The 17,082-nt window shown below is 70.7% G+C and carries 14 protein-coding genes; 7 read left to right on the top strand and 7 right to left on the bottom strand.

Annotation, left to right across the window (positions count from 1 at the left end):
* Positions 1-23 precede the first annotated feature (23 nt).
* Positions 24-1,475: an NCS2 family permease gene (locus tag SMIR_RS20815; protein ID WP_168492862.1), complete on the bottom strand. Its 1,452-nt coding sequence runs from the start codon at positions 1,473-1,475 to the stop codon at positions 24-26.
* A 282-nt stretch (positions 1,476-1,757) separates the two neighbouring features.
* Between SMIR_RS20815 and SMIR_RS20810 the strand changes: the two genes are divergently transcribed.
* The 3 genes from SMIR_RS20810 to SMIR_RS20800 all read left to right on the top strand — a co-directional run bounded on the left by SMIR_RS20810 (position 1,758) and on the right by SMIR_RS20800 (position 4,832).
* Entirely contained in the window at positions 1,758-2,036 is a 279-nt protein-coding gene (locus tag SMIR_RS20810) for a DUF2530 domain-containing protein (protein ID WP_075027055.1), read from the top strand.
* 133 nt (positions 2,037-2,169) lie between these two features.
* Positions 2,170-4,569: a cation-translocating P-type ATPase gene (locus SMIR_RS20805; protein ID WP_168492864.1), complete on the top strand. Its 2,400-nt coding sequence runs from the start codon at positions 2,170-2,172 to the stop codon at positions 4,567-4,569.
* A 32-nt stretch (positions 4,570-4,601) separates the two neighbouring features.
* A complete protein-coding gene (locus SMIR_RS20800) occupies positions 4,602-4,832 on the top strand; it encodes a DUF7683 domain-containing protein (protein WP_168492866.1) in 231 nt (76 codons plus the stop codon).
* 86 nt (positions 4,833-4,918) lie between these two features.
* Here the strand turns inward: SMIR_RS20800 and SMIR_RS20795 are convergent, their stop codons facing one another.
* The 5 genes from SMIR_RS20795 to SMIR_RS20775 all read right to left on the bottom strand — a co-directional run bounded on the left by SMIR_RS20795 (position 4,919) and on the right by SMIR_RS20775 (position 12,532).
* The gene (locus SMIR_RS20795; RefSeq protein ID WP_168492868.1) at positions 4,919-5,683 is read right to left on the bottom strand and encodes a calcium-binding protein; all 765 of its coding nucleotides are present in this window, start codon (positions 5,681-5,683) and stop codon (positions 4,919-4,921) included.
* Between the two features lie 104 nt (positions 5,684-5,787).
* On the bottom strand, positions 5,788-6,711 hold the full coding sequence (locus SMIR_RS20790; protein WP_168492870.1) for a hypothetical protein: 924 nt from the start codon (positions 6,709-6,711) through the stop codon (positions 5,788-5,790).
* A 239-nt stretch (positions 6,712-6,950) separates the two neighbouring features.
* Entirely contained in the window at positions 6,951-7,799 is an 849-nt protein-coding gene (locus SMIR_RS20785; protein WP_168492872.1) for a DUF5707 domain-containing protein, read from the bottom strand.
* A gap of 263 nt (positions 7,800-8,062) precedes the next feature.
* The gene (locus SMIR_RS20780; protein WP_212727229.1) at positions 8,063-11,272 is read right to left on the bottom strand and encodes a sacsin N-terminal ATP-binding-like domain-containing protein; all 3,210 of its coding nucleotides are present in this window, start codon (positions 11,270-11,272) and stop codon (positions 8,063-8,065) included.
* A 333-nt stretch (positions 11,273-11,605) separates the two neighbouring features.
* The gene (locus SMIR_RS20775; protein ID WP_168492876.1) at positions 11,606-12,532 is read right to left on the bottom strand and encodes a DUF3027 domain-containing protein; all 927 of its coding nucleotides are present in this window, start codon (positions 12,530-12,532) and stop codon (positions 11,606-11,608) included.
* Positions 12,533-13,008: 476 nt separating this feature from the next.
* Here SMIR_RS20775 and SMIR_RS20770 point away from each other — a divergent pair, with 476 nt between their 5' ends.
* From SMIR_RS20770 to SMIR_RS20755, 4 genes are read left to right on the top strand one after another with little or no spacing between them, the layout of a single operon-like run.
* On the top strand, positions 13,009-14,439 hold the full coding sequence (locus tag SMIR_RS20770; protein ID WP_212727228.1) for an MFS transporter: 1,431 nt from the start codon (positions 13,009-13,011) through the stop codon (positions 14,437-14,439).
* 59 nt (positions 14,440-14,498) lie between these two features.
* Complete coding sequence (locus SMIR_RS20765; RefSeq protein ID WP_168492880.1) at positions 14,499-14,984, top strand: DUF2771 domain-containing protein; 486 nt, start codon at positions 14,499-14,501, stop codon at positions 14,982-14,984.
* A 26-nt stretch (positions 14,985-15,010) separates the two neighbouring features.
* Positions 15,011-15,748, top strand: coding sequence for a futalosine hydrolase (locus SMIR_RS20760; protein WP_249938448.1), 738 nt, complete (start codon positions 15,011-15,013; stop codon positions 15,746-15,748).
* Positions 15,726-16,589: a 1,4-dihydroxy-6-naphtoate synthase gene (locus SMIR_RS20755; protein ID WP_168492882.1), complete on the top strand. Its 864-nt coding sequence runs from the start codon at positions 15,726-15,728 to the stop codon at positions 16,587-16,589. Before SMIR_RS20760 ends, SMIR_RS20755 begins: the two co-directional genes overlap by 23 nt.
* A gap of 91 nt (positions 16,590-16,680) precedes the next feature.
* Here the strand turns inward: SMIR_RS20755 and SMIR_RS44330 are convergent, their stop codons facing one another.
* On the bottom strand, positions 16,681-17,064 hold the full coding sequence (locus tag SMIR_RS44330; RefSeq protein WP_067371847.1) for a cold-shock protein: 384 nt from the start codon (positions 17,062-17,064) through the stop codon (positions 16,681-16,683).
* Between the last annotated feature and the right edge of the window lie 18 nt (positions 17,065-17,082).

The following is a 17,082-nucleotide window of genomic DNA, read 5'->3' as shown; positions in this document are numbered from 1 at the left end:
TCGCGTGACCCCCACGGGGCCGCTTACGTCAGGCCCAGGGCCGGCATCAGGTAGTAAAAGGCGAACACCGCCGAGACGACGTACATCGCGACCGGGATCTCCCGGGCGCGGCCGGCGGCCAGGCGCAGTACCACGAAGGTGATGAAGCCCATGCCGATGCCGTTCGTGATCGAGTAGGTGAACGGCATCATCACCATGGTCACGAAGGCGGGCATGGCGATCGTGTAGTCCGCCCAGTCGATCTCCTTGACCGAGTGGGACATGATCAGGAAGCCGACCGCGATGAGCGCGGGCGTGGCGGCCTGGGACGGGACCATCGTGGCGACCGGGGTGAGGAACAGCGCCACGGCGAAGAGCGCACCGGTGACGACGTTCGCGAAGCCGGTGCGGGCGCCCTCGCCGACGCCCGCCGTGGACTCCACGAAGCAGGTGGTGGCGGAGGAGGAGGTCGCGCCGCCCGCGGCGACCGCGATGCCGTCGACGAAGAGGACCTTGTTGATGCCGGGCATGTTGCCCTGCGCGTCGGTCAGCTTGGCCTCGTCGCTGATGCCCATGATCGTGCCCATCGCGTCGAAGAAGGTCGACAGCAGCACGGTGAACACGAAGAGGATGCCGGTCAGCACGCCGACCTTGTCGAAGCCACCGAAGAGACTGACCTTGCCGACGAGCCCGAAGTCCGGGGTGGCGACCGGGTTGCCGGGCCACTTCGGGGTGGTCAGACCCCAGGACGGGATCTTGGCGACGGCATTGATGATCACCGCGACGACCGTCATCGTGACGATCGAGATCAGGATCGCGCCGGGCACCTTGCGCACCATCAGCGCGAGGGTGAACAGCGTGCCGAGGATGAAGACCAGGACGGGCCAGCCGTTGAGGTGGCCGTCGGCGCCGAGCTGGAGCGGCACGGTCGTCTGCGCGATGTCCGGGATGCGCGTGACGAAGCCGGAGTCGACCAGGCCGATCAGCATGATGAACAGGCCGATACCGATCGCGATGCCCTTGCGCAGGCCCAGCGGCACGGCGCTCATGACGCGCTCACGCAGACCGGTGGCGACAAGCAGCATCACGATGAAGCCCGCGAGGACGACCATGCCCATGGCGTCCGGCCAGGACATCCGCGGGGCGAGCTGGAGGGCGACGACCGTGTTCACGCCGAGGCCCGCCGCCAGCGCGATCGGCACGTTGCCGATGACGCCCATGAGCAGCGTGGTGAAGGCTGCGGTCAGGGCGGTCGCGGTGACCAGCTGGCCGTTGTCCAGGTGGTGCCCGTACATGTCCTTCGCGCTGCCCAGGATGATCGGGTTCAGCACGATGATGTAGGCCATCGCGAAGAAGGTGGCGAGACCGCCGCGGATCTCGCGGGGCAGGGAGCTGCCGCGCTCGGAGATCTTGAAATAGCGGTCCAGGGCGCCTTGCGCGGGGCCGGGCCCGGGCTGGTCCGGGGCGGGGGCCTTGGTGGTGGCCGAGGTGGACATGGGTGACCTCATACGTGCGGGGCCTTGCGGGCCAGGACTGGCGCCGGGCGGGGACGGCGCCGGGCTGGGGGAAACATGATCGAGTCTGGCCGCTGCGCGATCACCAACAGGTTTCTCAGATGTTTCTGTTGGAGTTTCGTACGAACAGAAAGAGCCAGACTCAGACCGTTTCAGTATGAACATATGAGTCTGAAATCGCTATCTCCGCGCGTAGACCGTTGGTATACAAGGGGCCGCACGGGTCCGGCGGAGCCGGGGCGGACGGCCTCGTAAGCTGTGTCCATGGCGAAGTGGACCCCCAAGCACGAGGCGCCGGAGCCCCTGGAGGGCCCCGTCGTCGCCACCATCACGGGCGGCACGATCCTCTGGTTCGTCCTCTTCCTGGTGCAGCTGCCGTTCTACGGCTGGTTCGACGACCACGGGCACCTGTGGTGGGTGTGGACCTGCCTGGCCGGCGCGGGCCTCGGCCTGATCGGCATCTGGTACGTCCGCGGGCGCGACGCCGCCCTCAAGAGGGCCGCCACCGAAGCGGAGCAGCAGCCCACCGCCACGACGGAGTAACCGTCCGCTGCTGCGGAGCAACCAGCTCCCCCTACAACCACGGCATCACTCACCGCCGCCCCGGTCCTCCCCTGGTCGGATCTTTGGGGCGCTCGGCGGGTGAAGCCGTATTTCCGCACGTACCGTCGAATGCATGACGCACATCGACGCGGGCGCCGAACTCGACCCTGTTCACCCCGTGCCCCTGCCCGCCCCCAAGCGGGCCCCGGGGCTGTCCGCCGCCGAAGTGGCCGAACGGGTCGCCCGCGGCGAGGTGAACGACGTCCCCGTACGCAGCAGCCGCTCCATGGGCGAGATCGTCCGCGCCAACGTCTTCACCCGGTTCAACGCGATCATCGGTGTGCTCTGGTTGATCATGCTGTTCGTGGCACCGTTCCAGGACAGCCTGTTCGGGTACGTGATCATCGCCAACACCGGGATCGGCATCATCCAGGAGTGGCGGGCCAAGAAGACCCTGGACTCGCTCGCGGTGATCGGCGAGGCGAAACCGACGGTCCGCAGGGACGGGGTCGCGGGCGAGGTCAGTACGTCGGAGATCGTGCTGGACGACGTGATCGAGATCGGGCCCGGGGACAAGATCGTCGTGGACGGCTCGTGCGTCGAGGCCGACGGTCTGGAGATCGACGAGTCACTGCTCACCGGCGAGGCGGACCCGGTGGTCAAGCACCCCGGCGACGAGGTGATGTCGGGCAGCTTCGTGGTCGCGGGCGGCGGTGCGTTCACCGCAACGAAGGTGGGACGGGAGGCGTACGCGGCACAGCTCGCCGAGGAGGCGTCCCGCTTCACGCTGGTCCACTCCGAGCTGCGCAGCGGTATCTCCACGATCCTCAAGTACGTGACGTGGATGATGATCCCGACCGCCATCGGTCTGGTCATCAGCCAGCTCGTGGTCAAGCAGCACGGCTTCAAGGACTCCATCGCCCGTACGGTCGGCGGGATCGTCCCGATGGTCCCCGAGGGCCTGGTCCTGCTCACCTCCGTGGCCTTCGCGATCGGCGTCATCCGGCTTGGCCGGAAACAGTGCCTCGTGCAGGAACTTCCCGCCATCGAGGGCCTCGCCCGCATCGACACCGTCTGCCTCGACAAGACCGGCACCCTCACCGAGGGCGGCATGGACGTCACCGAGCTGCGGCCGATCCAGGGCGCCGACGAGACGTACATACGCAAGGCCCTCGGGGCGCTCGGCGAGTCCGACCCGCGCCCGAACGCCTCCCTCCAGGCGATCATCAACTCCTACCCGGACAGCGAGGACTGGCGCTGCACCGAGTCGCTGCCGTTCTCCTCGGCCCGCAAGTACAGCGGGGCGTCCTTCAGCGAGGGCAACGGGGAGTCGAGTACGTGGCTGCTCGGCGCCCCCGACGTGCTGCTGCCCGACGGGGACCCGGCGCTCGCCGAGACCGCGCGGCTGAACGAGGACGGGCTGCGGGTGCTGCTGCTCGCCAAGGCCTCGAAGGACCTCGACGATCCCGGGGTGACGGAGGACGCCCGGCCCACCGCCCTGGTGGTCCTGGAGCAGCGGCTGCGCCCGGACGCGGCGGACACCCTGCGCTACTTCGCCGAACAGGACGTCAAGGCGAAGGTCATCTCCGGCGACAACGCGGTCTCGGTCGGCGCGGTGGCCGGGAAGCTCGGCCTGAGCGGCACTGTCGTGGACGCGCGCCACCTTCCCGACGAGAAGGAGGAGATGGCGAAGTCGCTGGACAAGGGCACGGTGTTCGGACGGGTCACCCCGCAGCAGAAGCGGGACATGGTGGGCGCGCTCCAGTCACGTGGCCACACGGTCGCGATGACGGGCGACGGCGTGAACGACGTGCTCGCCCTGAAGGACGCCGACATCGGCGTGTCCATGGGCTCGGGCTCGGAGGCGACCCGGGCGGTGGCCCAGATCGTGCTGCTCAACAACAGCTTCTCGACGCTGCCCTCGGTGGTCGCGGAGGGCCGCCGGGTCATCGGCAACATCACCCGCGTCGCGACCCTCTTCCTGGTGAAGACGGTCTACTCGGTGCTGCTGGCCATCCTGGTGGTGTGCTGGCGGGTCGAATACCCCTTCCTGCCCCGGCACCTGACCCTGCTGTCCACCCTGACCATCGGCATCCCGGCGTTCTTCCTCGCGCTCGCCCCCAACACGGAGCGGGCGAAACCGCACTTCGTCCAGCGGGTCATGCGGTACTCGATCCCCGGGGGCGTCGTCGCTGCCGTCGCCACCTTCATCACATACCTGGTGGCCCGTCACCACTACACCGGGCCCGGCGAGTTGGACGCGGAGACCAGCGCCGCCACGCTGACGCTGTTCCTGATCTCGATGTGGGTGCTGGCGATCATCGCCCGCCCGTACACCTGGTGGCGCGTCGCCCTGGTGGCCTCGATGGGCCTGGCTTTCCTCGTCGTACTGATCGTGCCGTGGCTCCAGCACTTCTTCGCCCTGAAGCTGGTGGGCGTGGAGATGCCGTGGATCGCGGTGGGCATCTCGGTGGTGGCGGCGGCCACCCTGGAGTTCCTGTGGAAATGGGTGGACCGCCGTTTCCCGGCCTAACCTTGCCGTCCCACCACGCGGAAAGTGATGCCATGCGGTTCGTTGTCGCCCGCTACGAGAAAGACGCGGACTCTCCGGATTCGGTCACGGATCTGTCCACCGTCGACGTGAACGCCGTGTCGGCGATGCTGGGAGTTCCGGCCGCCGAACTCACCGACGTCTATCCCCTGGAGAAGCCCCACAGGAGTGAATTGCAGCGCCTTACGGGAGTCGGCCTCGACCTCGAACACCACGAGTACTTTCTTGAGGTCCTGGCCGACTGAGGGTCGGCGCGCACCGGGAGGAGAAAAGGCCGGATGCCGCCCGTCAACAGGGCGGCACCCGGACTTCGTGTTGCGGCCCGCGCGGGTCAGCGCACGTCGATGTAGTCACCGGTGGCGTTGACCGCCGGGGTGGTCGTGGTGCCGGCGAAGGCGTAGCGGTAGGTGCCGTCGACGGACGCCTTGACCGTCGTCTTCAGGGCGCCGCCGCTGGTGGTCGTGATCGTCTTGACCGTGGTGTAGGCGTTGGCGCCCTTCTTCTTGAACTGCAGCTTCACCGGTCGGCCCGTGTAGCCGACGTACTTGCCGTACTCCCAGCTCGCGCGCGTCAGGGCGCCGGTGACCGTGATGGTCTTGCCCTTCTTCACCGGCTCCGGGGCCGCGTTCACCGTCAGCTTGGAGAGGCGCTGGAGCTTGAAGCTGCCCGCCTTCTCCTTCCAGATGAAGTTGGAGTCGTCGCCGCTGGCGTCGACCCAGGCGTCCACGTACCAGGTGCCCGCCTGGTCGCTCGTGACGTCGTACACCCGCGGGTCGACGGTGAAGCTGGTGGAGCAGGTCGACGTCGTGGCGCTCGCGGCGACGCACTTCACCGAGGACGTGGTGAGGATGCCGTAGCCGGGGCCGTTGAGGGTGATGTCGGCGCTCTTGATGCCTTGGTTGTCGGTGGCGGTGACCGAGACCGTGAACTTCTTGACGGTCGTCGCGCCGATGACGACGTCCTTGCCGCCGTTCACGACGACCTTGGTGATCTTCGTGTCCCCCTGGCTGCCGTCCGCGAAGGCCGCGGGCGCCAGGGCGGCTCCGGCGGCGGCGAAGGACGCGAGCAGGGCGACGGTGGTGGTGCGCTTGCGCATGGATTCCCCCCCATGGAATGTGTACGGCTGGAACGCGTGCGGTCCCCGCGCCCCTGGCGGGAGCGCGGGGACCGCACGTGATGACTGGTTAGTACGGGGTGGGACTACTTCACGTCGACGTAGTCACCGGTCGCCGAGACGGCCGGGGTGGTCGTGGTGCCCGCGAAGCTGAAGCGCCAGTAGCCGTCGTAGTTGGCGGTGGTGGTGGCCTTCACGTTGCCGTACGAGTCCGAGTACACCGTCTTGATCGTGGTGTACGTGCTGGTGCCCGCCTTGCGGAACTGCAGCTTGACGGGCTGGTTGGTGAAGCCCTTGTAGGTGTTGGTCTCCCAGTTGGCGCGGGTCAGCTTGCCCTTGGCGGTCAGGGTCTTGCCCTTGTAGACCGGCTCCGGGGTCGCGTCGACCGTCAGCTTCGAGTAGCGCTGAACCTTGGTGGTGCCCAGGCCGCCCTGCTCGGCGTAGCCGACCTTGGTGAGGTCGAAGGTGGAGCTGTTCGGGTCCTGCCCGTTGTACGCGACGGCGAGGGCACCCGCCGACCAGGTGCCGGCGTCGGAGTTCAGCAGATCGCCGTCGGCCGGGTAGATGTCGATGTTGCCCTTGCAGCTGGCGGTGGTCGACGAGGTGACGGTGCAGGTCGCCGGGTTGTCACCCATGAGGAGGTTGTCCGGCGAGTCATACGAGCCCTTGTAGATTTCGGGGCCGGAGAAGAAGTCGCTCGCGGTGATGTCGACGTCGCTGCCGTGCGTGAGCGTGTACGTGACCGGGACGGCGACGTGGTTGGTGGTGCCGACCTTGATCGCGCTGCCGACCTTCAGGTTGGAGAAGGTGACGTCCATCGTGTACGGGGCGGCGTCCGTGGCGGCGTCGGTGCTGAACGCGGTCATGCCGGAGGCGGCGTGGGCGGCCTCCTGCACCTTGGCGACGTCCGCGCGATAGGCGGCGGAGTCGGTGGCGTGCGCGGCCGACACGGCGAACGCGGAGAGGGCCAGGGCGCCGGAGACGGCGGCCACAGTGGCGCGAATACGCATGCGATCCCCAAGTGGAGAAAGGGGCCCCGACGGTTGGCCGTTCGTCACGGCTCGTCTTCACATGGGGCCCAGGTGATCATTGAGTCTGTTGACTCGGATGATCAGATCAATGGCGCAAACTGATGGTTGTACGGGTCCTGATCTTTTTGTTGGCGCATTACCCGGCCGCGCCGTCCGCGAAGGTCCGGCCCCCACGTCCCGGGCGGGGCGCGGGGGCCGGACGCTCACGTCACGTCACGTCACGTCACGTCGATGAAGTCGCCCGCCGCGTTCACCGCCGGGGTGGTCGTGGTGCCCGCGAAGGCGTAACGGAAGGTGCCGTCGACGGACGCCGTGACCGTCGTCTTCAGCGCGCCACCCGTGGTCGTCTTGATCGTCTTGACCGTGGTGTAGGCGCTGGCGCCCTTCTTCTTGAACTGCAGCTTCACCGGCTGGCCCACGTAACCCGTGTACTTGCCGGTCTGCCAGTCGGCGCGGGTCAGGGCGCCGGTGACCGTGATGGTCTTGCCCTTCTTCACCGGCTCCGGGGCCGCGTTCACCGTCAGCTTGGAGGCGCGCTGGACGTAGAAGCTCTTGGCGTTGTCCTTCTGGACGTAGTTGGCGTCCTTGCCCTGCGCGATCGCCCAGACCTTCCAGGTGCCCGCGTGCGCGTTGAGCAGCTGCTCATTGGCCTGGATCGTGAAGGTCTCCTTGCAGTTCGAGGTCGTGCTGCTGACCGCGGTGCAGGAGGCCTTCTCGCCCCCGTTCTCGTTCGGCACGGCACCGTTGTCGGAGTCGTCGATGTTCGCGCCGTGGTACAGGATCGCGAGCGCCATGTTGATGCCGGAGTTGTCGGAGGCCGTGAAGGTGACCGTGAAGGTCTTCTTCGTGGTCGTGCCGAAGACGACCGCCTTGCCGCCGTTGACGACGACGTTCGAGATCTTGGTGTCACCCTGGGTGACGTCGGTGGGCGACTTCGCCGTGTTCGGCCGGACGCTGCCGGCGAGCGCGGCGGCGCCCGGGGCGTCTGCGGCCTGAGCGGCCGGGACGACGAAGGCGGAGAGGGCCAGGGCGCCGGAGACGGCGGCCACAGTGGCGCGAATGCGCATGCGATCCCCAAGTGGAGAAAGGGGCCCCGGTGGTGAGTGGTCGTTCCTCACGGCTCGTCTTCCCTTGGGGCCCAAGTGATCGTGGAGTCTGTTGACTCGGGTGATCAGATCCGCGACGGGAGCGAATGGTTGTACGGATGGTGGAACCTTTGTGCGGGCATGATGAAGGTCACAACACAGGCCCGCCGGAGGGGACGCGAACGACCGCGCACGCCCTCCGACGGGCCCGTATCCCGCACCCTCTGACGGGCCTGTACCCGGTCTCAGTCGAACCAGCGGTCCCGGGCCAGTTCCTCCGTGCGGGACGGGTCCTCCAGCAGGGCCGCGACCTCGAAGCGGCGCGGCCACTGTCCGGCCGCCCAGGCGAGACCGGCCGCCACGCCCTCCAGGGTGGCGGCGTGCAGCACCCCGTCGCGTGTGCGGCGCCAGTCCAATTCGGTTCCGTCGACGACGAGTTCCTCGTGTTCGACGTACGAGGTGGGGGTCGAGGGACCCAGCAGGACCCGCACGGACTCCGGTACGTCGTGCTCGGAGCCCTCCGAGGTCACCTCCCCGGTCACCGACTCGCTCAGCCGCCGCACCTGGAACAGCTCGGCGAGATCGGCGGCGCGCGCGGGCCGTACGGGGAGCAGCGGCATGCCGCCGGTGAAGGGCAGCAGGTCGGGCGAGTCGACGACCACGGCGTCGGCGGCGTCCACGACGACCACCTCGCCGTCCACCACGGCCCGCAACTCGTCCGGCAGCGTCACCTGTTCGGGTTCGAGGTCGGCCAAGGCCCCGTAGAGAGCGTGGAGTTGCGCTCCGGAGACCTCGCGGTCGGGGTCGGCGAGCCGGTCGAGGAGTTCGGCGGCGCCGCCGGGCTCCTCCAGGAGGGCGGCCACGGAGGTGCGTACGCCCAGGGCCCGCAGAACCTGCTCGTCATCGAAACCGGTGGCGTCGGCGGCGTCGTACAGGCCGTGCAGGAGGGGGTCGCTGCCCTCCGCCCGCAGACCGGCCGGGCGGCGGCCGTCGAGGACGGGGTGGCCGCGCAGCCACCAGGCCGTGTACGGCCGGACGATCTCGTGCGTGCCGTCCGGGAGGAGGATCCGCACCGGCTGGGTGAGCGCGTCCCGCAGGGGCGGCTGGGAGAGCAGGGTGAGTGCCTGCGGCCAGCGGTCGTCGTCGACCAGGTCCAGGTCCCGTACGGCGACGATCTCCGTCGCGACCGGCGGCACCGGCGTGTCGGGCAGCCGGTCGAGGACGTCCTCGCACCACACGTCGACGGCGTCCAGCAGACCCGCGTCGTCGGGTTCGGCGAAGTCCGAGTCGCGGGGCTCCAGTTCGTCCGGGTCGAGAACGACGTCGGTGGCGCGGACGAGGGTGAAGCCGGCGAGCACGCCACAGGCCGCGAGCGGCTGTTCGCCCCAGCGGTCGGCCAGCTCGTCGTCGACGAAGGCGAGTTCGTCCTCGCGCATGACCTGCGCGAAGGAGCTGCCGGGCAGCACGAGTTCGCCCGCGGGGAGCAGTTCGCCCTCCTCGTCGGGCAGGGCGAGGGCGCCGAGCCAGGGTTCGTCGCCGGGTTCGAGGGCGGCGTCACGGACGAGGGCGAGGACGAGGTCCGCCAGCTCCTCGGTGTCCGGGGTCTCCTGGTCCCAGGCCGCCCCCTCGTCGTCGAGGGAGGCGGCGACGGCGGCACGCACCTGCGGGGTGGTGAGGACGGCGCGGGCGGTGGCCGGGAGGGCGCCCAGCTTCTCCAGGAGGGGGTGGGCGGCGTCCGGGTGGGCGACCTTGAGGCCGAGCCGGGCCAGGGTGTCGGGGGCGGCGTGCTGGGCGCCGTCGGGGTCGGGCAGCAGGATCTGGCGGGGGCCGATGGTCGTACGGCCGTCGGCGAGCGGTACGGGCAGGCCGGAGAGCCGGTCCGGGTCGACGCCGGCGAGGCTGTCGTACAGCCGCCACCACCAGCCCGGGTCCTTCTCGAGGCCGGCCAGCCGGTCCACGGCCTCGGTGAGCGGGACGCGGGCGACACCCAGCGTCCGCAGCTCCACCCGGCGTTCCAGTCCGGCGGGCAGCAGGCTGGGGATCACCTCGGCGAGGACGCGGACGGTGTCGGCACCGGCGCCCTCGACGACCTCGGCGTCGCGCGGCCGGAGGGCGTCCGGGTTCTCCGCGATCTCCGCGAGACCGATCCCGCCCGCGGCCCCGGTTCCGCCGTCGCTCTCGCCCTCGGGCCAGTCCGCCGGGGTGTCCTGGTCCTTGGCCCGAGGGACGGCGGGCGGCAGGAAGGCGGTACGCGGCAGCCGGTCCAGGATCGCCTGGCGCAGGGTGCCGTCCAGCTCGCCCTTGCCGAGCGGGCCGGGCACGAGGTCGATGATCCCGGTGTCCACCGGGCGCCAGGCGGCGAGGAGTTCGGCGTAGGCGTCCGCGGCGCGCTCCACCAGGAACTCGGTGAGCGGGCCGGGTGCGGCGTGGCGCCGGGTGGTGTCGAGCGGGAGGGAGGCGATGAGGAGGGCCGGCACGCCGAGGGGTTCGTCGCTGGGCGTGGGCGCGTGCACGACGGGGCTGGTGCGGGGCCGCGCGGGCGTGCCGTCCGCGTCCACCGGTACGGCCCAGGTCACCGACCAGTGCGGGCGCAGGCGCTCCTCGACCGGGCGGTCGGCGAGGAGCGCGGGGTCGAGGGGGCCGTGGTGGGAGACGGTGCGGTAGGGCGTGGTGCCGTGGCGGGAGTCCTCGATGGTGACGCCGTGCTCGTCGTCGCGGCGTCGCAGCGTGCGTACGTCCTCGCCGCCCTCCCCTACCTCGACGATCACTTCCTCCAGGCCCGGGAGGGCGAGCAGGAGGGCGTCGTCGATGTTCTGCAGGAGGCGCTCGGCGAGGCCCTCGGCGGCGGGGTCGCGCAGCGGGAGGATCACGACGGTGTCGTACGGGTCCGGGGCGGTGCCCTCGGCCGCGAACGGCAGCCGGAGCAGCGGCACATGGCCGTCGCGCCGACGGATCTCGTCCCCGAGGCCCGGGCTGTGGCGGGCGGTGTCCGCCGCCAGTTCGCGGGCCTCGGCGAGGGACCAGCGCACGCCGCCGTGCCGGCCGACCACGGCGGGCTCGTCGGTCACCGCGAGGACGGCCGCGAAGCCGACGCCGAAGCGGCCGACGGCGGTGTCGTGCGCGTCCCGCTTCGCGGAGGCGCGGAGGGTGGCGAGCGATTCGACGCCGGCCGCGTCGAGGGGGGCGCCGGTGTTGGCCGCGAGGAGTACTCCGTCGCGGAGGGTGAGGCGGAGACGGCCGGGGACGCCGGCGCGGGCTGCCGCGTCGGCGGCGTTCTGGGCGAGCTCGACGACGAGCCGGTCCCGGTAGCCGCCGAGGACGAGGTCCTCCTCGGCGTTGGCGTCCTCACGGAACCGGGCCGGGCTGGTGGCCCAGGCGTCCTGCACGCCGCGGCGCAGGCGGGCCGTGCCGAACGGGTCCGCGCCCTCGGCTGCCGGCCGCACGAACTTGCTCACGGTTCACTCTCCCTCTCGCTTCACGCGATCGCGAGCGCTGGGCCCGGCCGCGGCACGAAGGTACCGCGCGGCGGGAGGGGTTCCGGCCCGGCCCACGGTGCATCTCGGCCTGCGGCCCTCTCCCGACGGGGCCGGGCCCCGAATTCCGGCCTGCCCGGATCCGCCGGACCGCGGGCTGCCGGGACCCCCTGAACCTGGGCTACGCCCCGGATCCCCACCCACCCACGGATCCCTTGCCTGCGGGGCCGGTGGGGGCTGGTCGCGCAGCTCCCCGCGCCCCTGAGAAGCGCTGCGCGCATCTTCAGCCCGTCCGGCGTTCGAGGACGAGGGAACTTACGAGTGGCCCAGTTCCGCTGTGGTTTCGTCGGGGGTGAGGGAGACCGAACCGGAGTCCGGGGAGGGGCGGAGGGGGAAGGGGTCGACCTGGGTCTCGTCGATGACCGGAGGGGCCGGGCGGGGAGGTTTGGGCATGACCGCGGCCTCGGAGTGGCCGCCACAGCCGTACGAGAGGGAGACGACACGCCCGTCCGCCGGAGAGAACTCGTTCGCGCAGACACCGAACGCCTGCCCGAGCGAGCCCCCGATGGGGTTCAGGAAGCCGCAGCTGACGCAGGACGCGGGGGCGGCCTGGGCCATCGCCGTCTTGGGGCCGTACGACTCCTCCCAGCGGTCGGCCGCGACATGCAGGCCGTACCGGGACAGGACACGGGCCCGGCGCAGGCCGAGTTCCTCCGCGACGGCCGCGATCGAGCCGCGGCGCGGGGCGACCGGCAGGTGCGCGGGGGTGCCGACGGTGACCTCGGCGTCCTCCGCCTCGACCAGTTCCGCCATGTCCTGGGAGACCGCGGAGTTCGGCGCGGGCTCGTCCTCCCCGGAGAAACCGGGCTCGAGACGGAGATCCTCGGCGTCGGTGGGCAGCAGGTCGCCCGGGCCCATGTCCCCGGGGCGCAGCCGCTCGCTCCACGGCACCCACTCGGGGGCGAGCAGGGAGTCGGGGCCGGGCAGCAGCACCGTCTCGTCGAGGGTGACGACCTTCGCGCGGGAGGCACGGGCGACGGTCACGGCCCAGCGCCAGCCGCGGTACCCGAACTCCTTGCACTCGAAGTAGTGCGTGACAACGCGGTCCCCCTCGGAGACCAGTCCCACGTGCTCGCCGACGACGCCGGGGGCGGCGGCCTCCTCGGCGGCGGTGCGCGCGAGGTCGACGGCCTCGGCGCACAGGCGGTCGGGGGTGCGGCTTCGCGTTGTCGCTGCGCTCACAGGTATCGCTTCTCTCCTACGCCGTCTCACGGGTGCGCCATTCCTCGGCGGGAGTGCGGACGGAGCGGACCGGTGGGCCGCGTCGACGTCCACGCCCGATCGCACTCGGGCGCACCTACGTCATCCATTCTGCGGGATGACCGAGAGGCGCGCGGCCGAGAACAACCGCCGCAGGCGCGCTACGCACGCTACCTTCTCCTGAGCCCTGGGCCCACACCGGCGGGGCTCTTCCGCACTCCGCGCCGGGTTTCCGGACCGCTCCGAGGCAGTGTTTTCCCACCCCACACCCCCTCTCGTACGGATCGAAAAGAACCTCGCACAACCGTCCCGGTCGGCCGGAAAACGCTCCTCGCCCCCGCCCCGGTCCGGTTCGGCACCCCGACACGCGACCCGCGTGCGGCCCGTCACCAGCCCACTCGGCCGCCATACGCGCGGTAACCACACTACGTACGCACTTCTCGGGGCACTATTGCGGAGTGGCAGCCGCAAGGTCGCCCCAAGGAGCCGCCGGTGTCGGCGCTGCCAAGGGGGGCACCAGAAATGGCGGATCGGGCCGGATGACCGGTTCCGTCCGCGCGGTGGGCCGTGCCCTGCACTTCCCGGTGACCGGAACGGCGCGCGGGATCCGCAAGGCGACGCACGCGCACGGGGCGGGCGAATCCGGCCTCGGGAAACTGATCGAGCTGCACGCGGTGAACGGCGCCGGCGATGTCATGATCACCGTCGCCCTCGCCTCCACCGTCTTCTTCTCGGTGCCCACCGACGAGGCGCGCGGGCGCGTCGCCCTCTACCTCGCCATCACCATGGCGCCCTTCACCGTCCTCGCCCCGGTGATCGGCCCGCTCCTGGACCGTCTCCCGCACGGCCGCCGGGCCGCGATGGCGGGCGCGATGTTCGCGCGGGCCATGCTCGCGCTGCTGCTGTCGGGCGCGGTCGTGACCGGCAGCCTGGAGCTGTATCCCGCCGCGCTGGGCGTGCTGGTCGCGTCCAGGTCGTACGGGGTCGTACGAAGCGCCGTGGTGCCACGGCTGCTGCCACCTCGGTTCTCCCTGGTGAAGGCGAACTCCCGGGTCACCCTGGGCGGACTCCTGGCCACCGGTGTCGCCGCGCCGATCGGGGCGGGGTTGCAGGCCCTCGGCCCGCGCTATCCGCTCTACGGCGCCTTCGTCATCTTCATCGCGGGGACGTTCCTGTCGTTCACGCTGCCGCCCAAGGTCGACTCCGCCAAGGGCGAGGACCGGGCGCTGCTGGTCGCGGACGAGGAGCATCTGCATGGACCGCAGCTCATCAAGGACAAGCTGCGGCGGCCGGGGCTGCGCACCGTCGGTACGGCCGTCACCCACGCCCTCGGCGCCAACGCCGCCCTGCGCTGCCTCTCCGGCTTCCTGATCTTCTTCCTCGCCTTCCTGCTCCGCGAGCACCCGCTCACCGGCGAGAGCGCGGCCGTCTCGCTCGGGATAGTGGGCGTCTCGGCGGGCGCGGGCAACGCGCTCGGCACGGCGGTCGGGGCCTGGCTGAAATCGCGCGCCCCGGAGATCATCATCGTGACGGTCGTCGCGGGTGTGCTGGGGGCCGCGATCACCGCCGCCATATTCTTCGGGGCCTTCCTGGTGGCCTGTCTGACGGCTGTCGCGGGGTTCTCGCAGGCGCTGGCCAAGCTCTCCCTGGACGCACTGATCCAGCGGGACGTGCCGGAACTCGTCCGTACGTCGGCGTTCGCGCGCTCGGAGACGCTGTTGCAGGTCGCCTGGGTGTTCGGCGGCGCGATCGGCATCGTGCTGCCCCTCAACGGCACGCTCGGTCTGTCCGTGGCCGCCGCGATCGTCGCCGTCGGATGGCTGACCACCGTGCGGGGGCTGCTCGGTGCGGCGCGGCGCGGGGGCCCGGTGCGGTCACGCGTGGCCTGAGGGCGGCACGCCGTACCCCACGTGGGGGGAGCGGTGGACGTGCCCGATAGCCTTCGGCCATGACCTCCCTGCCCCGCGGCAGAGCCGCCAATGGACATCGCCGTCGCGCCGTTGCCGCTCTCGGCGCCGTTTCCGCCGGACTTCTCGTCCTGTCCGCCTGTGACAAGCCGACGCCGCTGGCCACCATCACGGTCGGCAAGAACTCCGTGAGCTCCGAGACCGACTGCTACAACGACGGCAAGGAGGTGAAGACCGCGGACCTGGCCAAGTGCCTCAAGGGCACGGACATCAAGTCCATCAAGGTCGACCCCGACGAGACCGTCCGGTTCGGTGTGGACCCGAAGATCGCCGACAACGGCTGGACGATCCTGATGAACGGTCAGCCGCTGACCGACTCCAGCAAGAAGACGTACCGCACGATCCCGGGCAGCGTGTTCTTCAACGCGCAGTACGGCGCGAGCGGCAACTCCACGCTGGTCTCCATCAAGGAGGGCGACAAGACGGTGACCGGGCTGTGGACCTTCAAGTTCAAGAAGGACGCCTGATCGCTGCCGCTGGGCTGAAGGTGCTGGTGGCCACCGCCGTTCCCGTGGAGAGGGACGCGGTGGCCGGGGCGTTCACTGCCGTCGGCCGTTCGCTGCGGCTGCCCGGGACGACCCTGGAGCGGCTGTCCCCGGCCTCCCGCGACAACACGGCCGCCCGCGTGACCCTCGATCTGCTGGCCGCCGGGGTGGGGCCCGCTCCGGCCGCCGCGTCCACCGCGGGCGCGCTCACCGCGGCCACCCTGGACGGCGCCCCCTACGACCTCGTCGTCTCCACCGGGATCGGGGGCGGTTTTCAGCCTGAGGCCCCGGTGGGATCCCTCGTCGTCGCCGACGAGATCACCGTGGCGGATCTGGGCGCCGAGACCGCGGACGGGTTCCTGCCGGTCACCGAGCTCGGCTTCGGGACCGTCAGCCACCGTCCGCCGCAATCACTCGTACGAGAAGTCGTGTCGGCCACGGGTGGACGTGCCGGAACCGTACTGACCGTGTCCACCGTGACCGGCAGCGCCGAGCGCGCCGCCGAGCTGCGGGCCCGCCACCCGCGCGCCCTCGCCGAGGCCATGGAGGGCTTCGGGGTGGCCGAGGCGGCCGCCGCGCACGGTGTGCCCGTGCTGGAGATGCGCGCGGTCTCCAACCCCGTCGGCCCGCGCGACCGCGCCGCCTGGCGCATCGGCGAGGCTCTCGCGGCCCTCACCGAGGCGTTCGGGAAGCTCGCGCCCGTCCTGGAGAGTTGGAACCCACATGACCCAGACCACCAGCCCTGAGAAGACGCTGCAGATCGCGTACTCGCCCTGCCCGAACGACACCTTCGTCTTCGACGCCTGGGCCCACGGCCGCGTCCCGGGCGCGCCCGCGCTCGACGTGACCTTCGCGGACATCGACATCACCAACGGGATGGCCGAGCGCGGCGAGTTCGACGTGCTGAAGGTGTCGTACGCCGTCCTGCCGTACGTCCTCGACGAGTACACGCTGCTGCCGTGCGGGGGCGCGCTGGGCCGGGGGTGCGGGCCGCTGGTCCTCACCCGTGAGCCGGACGCGGACCTCACCGGGCGCACGGTCGCCGTGCCGAGCGAGCGGTCGACCGCCTACCTGCTCTTCCGCCTCTGGGCCGCGGACACCGTTCCCGGCGGGGTCGGCGAGATCGTCGTCATGCCCTTCCACGAGATCATGCCGGCGGTACGGGACGGGAAGGTCGACGCCGGACTCGTCATCCACGAGGCCCGTTTCACGTACCAGAACTACGGGCTGCACAAGCTCGCCGACATGGGCGAGCACTGGGAGCGCACGACCGGACTGCCCATCCCCCTCGGCGCGATCATCGCCAAGCGCGCGCTGGGCGAGGAGCGTCTGAAGGGCCTCGCCGACGCCACCCGCGCCTCGGTCCGCGCCGCCTGGGACGACCCGGAGGCCTCCCGCCCCTACGTGCTCGAACACGCCCAGGAGATGGACCCGGCCGTCGCCGACCAGCACATCGGCCTGTACGTCAACGAGTTCACCGCCGACCTCGGAGAGGACGGCTACGCCGCGATCCGGGGCCTGCTCACCCGCGCCGCCGCCGAAGGGCTGGTCCCGGCACTCGGACCCGACGCCCTGTCGTTCCCCTGATCCCCGGCCGGCGGCATGGACGGGCCCGAGGGACTGATCACGCCCCTCGGCCCGCCTACGCTTCCGGCGCTTCCCTCCGCCCGCCCGCGGGCTATACGTCGAGTTGGTCGGCGACCGCTCGCAGGAGGCCCGCGATCTTCTTGCCGGAGGCCTTGTCGGGGTAGCGGCCCTTCTCCAGCATTGGCGTGATGTTTTCGAGAAGGGTCGTCAGATCCTGCACGATGGAGGCCAGTTCGTCCGGCTTACGGCGCTGAGCGGCCGCGACGGAGGGGGTCGGGTCCAGGATGGTCACCGAAAGCGCCTGGTCACCGCGCTGGCCGGCGACGACGCCGAACTCCACGCGCTGGCCGGGCTTGAGCACATCTACTCCGGCGGGCAGGACCGAGGAATGAACGAAGACGTCGCCGCCGTCGTCGCGGGAGAGAAAGCCGAAGCCCTTCTCGCTGTTGAACCACTTGACCTTGCCGGTAGGCACGTCTGTCCTCGTCCTCGT

The organism is Streptomyces mirabilis, from assembly GCF_018310535.1.
Taxonomy (GTDB): Bacteria; Actinomycetota; Actinomycetes; order Streptomycetales; family Streptomycetaceae; genus Streptomyces.
This window is presented reverse-complemented; position numbering and strand designations above follow the sequence as displayed.

Coding starts and splice junctions, on each gene's coding strand:
- SMIR_RS20815 (WP_168492862.1), bottom strand. CDS start 1,475: ATGTCCACCTCGGCCACCACCAAGGCCCCCGCCCCGGACCAGCCCGGG.
- SMIR_RS20810 (WP_075027055.1), top strand. CDS start 1,758: ATGGCGAAGTGGACCCCCAAGCACGAGGCGCCGGAGCCCCTGGAGGGC.
- SMIR_RS20805 (WP_168492864.1), top strand. CDS start 2,170: ATGACGCACATCGACGCGGGCGCCGAACTCGACCCTGTTCACCCCGTG.
- SMIR_RS20800 (WP_168492866.1), top strand. CDS start 4,602: ATGCGGTTCGTTGTCGCCCGCTACGAGAAAGACGCGGACTCTCCGGAT.
- SMIR_RS20795 (WP_168492868.1), bottom strand. CDS start 5,683: ATGCGCAAGCGCACCACCACCGTCGCCCTGCTCGCGTCCTTCGCCGCC.
- SMIR_RS20790 (WP_168492870.1), bottom strand. CDS start 6,711: ATGCGTATTCGCGCCACTGTGGCCGCCGTCTCCGGCGCCCTGGCCCTC.
- SMIR_RS20785 (WP_168492872.1), bottom strand. CDS start 7,799: ATGCGCATTCGCGCCACTGTGGCCGCCGTCTCCGGCGCCCTGGCCCTC.
- SMIR_RS20765 (WP_168492880.1), top strand. CDS start 14,499: ATGACCTCCCTGCCCCGCGGCAGAGCCGCCAATGGACATCGCCGTCGC.
- SMIR_RS20755 (WP_168492882.1), top strand. CDS start 15,726: ATGACCCAGACCACCAGCCCTGAGAAGACGCTGCAGATCGCGTACTCG.